General features: G+C 62.2%; 3 protein-coding genes. 2 read left to right on the top strand and 1 reads right to left on the bottom strand.

Annotated elements, in window-relative coordinates; translation table 11 throughout:
* The first annotated feature begins 5 nt into the window (after positions 1-5).
* A complete protein-coding gene (locus tag VDP82_RS15905; protein ID WP_323015807.1) occupies positions 6-347 on the top strand; it encodes a VOC family protein in 342 nt (113 codons plus the stop codon).
* Between the two features lie 122 nt (positions 348-469).
* Here VDP82_RS15905 and VDP82_RS15900 read toward each other — a convergent pair whose 3' ends face one another.
* On the bottom strand, positions 470-2,440 hold the full coding sequence (locus VDP82_RS15900; RefSeq protein ID WP_323015806.1) for a M23 family metallopeptidase: 1,971 nt from the start codon (positions 2,438-2,440) through the stop codon (positions 470-472).
* Between the two features lie 388 nt (positions 2,441-2,828).
* On the opposite strand from VDP82_RS15900, the gene VDP82_RS15895 reads away from it, so the two are divergent.
* Positions 2,829-3,050, top strand: coding sequence for a hypothetical protein (locus tag VDP82_RS15895; protein ID WP_323015805.1), 222 nt, complete (start codon positions 2,829-2,831; stop codon positions 3,048-3,050).
* Positions 3,051-3,454: the final 404 nt, after the last annotated feature.

The raw sequence follows: 3,454 nt of genomic DNA, 5'->3' as shown, positions 1-3,454 counted from the left end.
GAAAGATGGCGGACCGCATCGACTATATCGAGTTTCCCTCCGGAGACCGCGCGGCGACCAGCCGCTTTTTCGGGGAAGCCTTCGGCTGGGGACGGGTAGGCTATGGCCCCGATTATGACGGGATCAGCGGCGCCGGCATCGATGGCGGGGTGGACCAGGCCCCCGGCCGGGTGGCGGCGACGATGGCGGTTGTGCGCACCGACGATCTGGACGCGGCCGAGCAAAGGGTGCGGGCGGCGGGCGGGGTGATCACCCGCGCGCAGTTCGATTTTCCCGGTGGGAGGCGCTTCCATTGCCGCGAGCCGGGCGGAAACGAGCTGGCGGTGTGGGTGGCGCGGGCGGAATAGAGCGGCCCCCGCATCTCGGTTTGGTTCATGTCACCGTTTGGTAGAAACAGTGAAATGATCCAGGCCTTCGTCTTATGGCGTGTCCGAACCGGAAAGCCGGCATCCACTTTGCTGGGAACGCCTTAGTTCGTCTGGGCCACGCTGACCGGGGCGGGGTCGCGGGCCATGAGGTCGTTGATCTGGGCCATGGTCTGGGCGAACTGCGCCTTATATTGCGGCGGCAGCACATTGTCCTTGGGCAGCTTGACGCTCAGGGGGTCGACGAGATTGCCATTGATGAGAATCTCGAAATGCAGATGCGGGCCGGTCGACTGGCCGGTGGAGCCGACATAGCCGATGACCTGTCCCTGGCGCACATGGCTGCCCACGCCGAGCCCGTCGACATAGCGCGACATGTGGCCATAGGCGGTCTCGTAGCCGTTGACGTGCTGGATCTCGACCTTGTTGCCGTAGCCGGACTGCCACTTGTAATATTTGATGACGCCGTCGCCGGAGGCATAGATGGGCGTGCCGCTGGGCGCGGCCAGGTCTACCCCGGTGTGGAGCTTGCGCGTCTTGAAGATGGGATGGACGCGGTAGCCGAAGCGCGAGCGCAGCGTGCCCCCGCCCTCGAGCGGCCGGCGGGTGAGGAAGCGCTTGCCGGTCTCCCCGTCGGGATCGAAGAAATCGGCGCCGCCGTTTTCGGTGGCGAAGCGATAGAGCTGGCGCGTGGTGTTGCCCAGCTTGAGGCTGACATAAAGCAGCTCGCTGCGCTGCTGCCCGTCGGGCGCGGTTTCGAGAATCTCGATGGCGTCGCCCGGCGCCACCTTGCGGGTCATGTCCAGATCATAGGCGAACATGCCGATGATGCGCTCGATGGTGGCGTCGTCCAGATCGTGCTTGCGGCCGGTTTCCCAGATGGAAATATAGAGGCTGGGCAGGTTGGCGACGTTGACTTCCTCGGTGTCTTCTTCGGGAAACTTTATTTCGGCCGGGGCCAGGCCCAGCACATATTGCCCCTTGTCGGTCAGCGCCACGGTGGCGCGGTGCTGATCGGTATTGGTGGCGTCGTCATGCGAATAGATGCTCAGCCGGTAGGGCACCAGCGTATTGGCGGTGCGCGAGGGGCCGAACAGGATGCGCAGCCGCGCCCCCGCCGCCAGCTCGGTGGAGGGAAAGACGTTCTGCAAGGTGGCGTCGATGGCCCGGATCATGGTGTCGGAAAAGCCGTTGCGGCGCAGCACCTCGTCGAGCGGCGTGCGCTCCTTGATGGTGAGGATACGCTCGGACCGGCCCAGAGCCGTATTGGAGGCCAGCGTGGTCTTGGGCATGATGGTGACGTTCTCGGCCACGCCGCCCAGCGTGTTGCCGCCGGCGCCCAGGCCCAGATCGCGCACCGAGGGGGCGAGCGCGGCATAGGCCATTGTGGGCGGCACGGGATCGTCGCTGAAGAAAGTGGCCTCGACCACGGCGCGCACATATTCGGCGGCCGACTGGTCGGAGATGGCACGGGGCGGCACGAAGGTCATCGGCATGGCGGCAAGCTTGACCGCCACTTCCCCCTCGACCTCGGCGCCATAGACATCGGTATTGATGTCCATCGCCCCGACGGACGGCAGGGGCTGGGTCGCCTCGAGGATCGCCACCGGATCGTAGGGGCGCACATTTTCCGAAAGCGAGGTGGGGGCGGTGGCCAGCGTGGCGCGGATGCGCACGAAAGGCTGGTTGCGGATGATGTCGCGGCCATCCACGGTTTCGCGGATCGAGGCCTCGATGACTTCCAGGTCCGAGCGGGTGGCGGTGATGGGGCGCAGGCGCGAGGACTTGGCCGAAAGATCGGTGGGGGTGAGGGTGCTGCGCTCGGGGCGGGAAATCTGCAGCGCCTCATAGGCGGTGGAGAAAGTGTCCTGCCCCTGGAAGGAGACATAGAGCGCGGCGCCCATCAGCAGCACGCTGGTCAGCCCCGTCATCACCGTGCCGCTCAGCCAGGCGAAGCTCAGCTCGCGCCCATGGGGAATCTCGCCATCGGTCGATTGCACGGTCAGGGCCGGGCTGTCCTCGAAACCGGTGGCCTTGAGCAGGGCGGCGTGGCGATTTTTCTGCGCTGGGCTCAACGCTCCATCCTTTGCAGTGGCATGGCAGGCTCCCGGAGCGGGCGTGATGCATTCCCATACGCGCGGGCACGCAGGCGCGGAGTCTATATCAATCGCGCTCTCCTATCTAAAGCAAATACGGCGAAACTGGGAGCGGGGACGGCCGGAAAGCGGAAAGGGGCGGGTTCGGGCAGCGGAAACCGGCCGGCGGAATCGCAATGGGTGGCGTTTTTCCCGGCTCCGGCCGGCAAAAAGCCCAGCCTCTTGAATTTGCGAGGAAAAATTCCATATTGATCGTTGCGACGGCAAAGCCGCTAAAACTCTGGTGACTCAGTCGAGTTTTCCACATGGCGGCGGCGGGCAAAATCGGAAAATGACGATTTTGTCGCTTTAGGGGGTTTACAGCCAAATGGGTCGCCCCTATAACCCGCTCATCGCTGAAGAGCGCGGCGCCAAACGGCGGCAAGCAAAGCAGCAAGCCTCTGAAATCAAAAAGAAATTTTCGGTTTCAGGTTTTCAAATTCCGGGTCGTTCGAAAGAAATTTCAAGCGAAACGAAAATTGAAAAAAGGGTGTTGACAGACGAAAACGTCTCGACTACAACCCGCCACGTTGACGACGCCGAGCGCTAGCCGCTCCCACTGCTCAACGATTTCTGAAAGGGCAGACGACCTGCCGGGCAACCGGATCACTAGGTACGTTCCTTGAGGAATTAGGAAGCAAGGCTTCCAATGACGTCCTAGCCCGCGAGGGCAGCGAGGTCAGCTCTTTGAAATTGTGAAGATAGAAGAAAGAGAAACGTGGACGGCGAGGTTCTTGCGAACTGAACCCGGAAGCAATTCCGGCGGAAGTTAAACAGACTTCGATGGGTGCACGTTTTCTAAGAGGTACACTACCTAGTCGCGTCGCAAGACGCAGACAAAAGGTGTGTGTCCTCGTCAATCATGCAAACGTGCATCTAGCGACAATAGTCAGATTTCAAACTTGAGAGTTTGATCCTGGCTCAGAACGAACGCTGGCGGCAGGCTTAACACAT

This window comes from Devosia sp. (assembly GCF_034675085.1).
Classification (GTDB): domain Bacteria; phylum Pseudomonadota; class Alphaproteobacteria; order Rhizobiales; family Devosiaceae; genus Devosia.
Note: the sequence above shows the minus strand (reverse complement) of the source record. Positions and strands in the feature narration are given on the sequence as shown.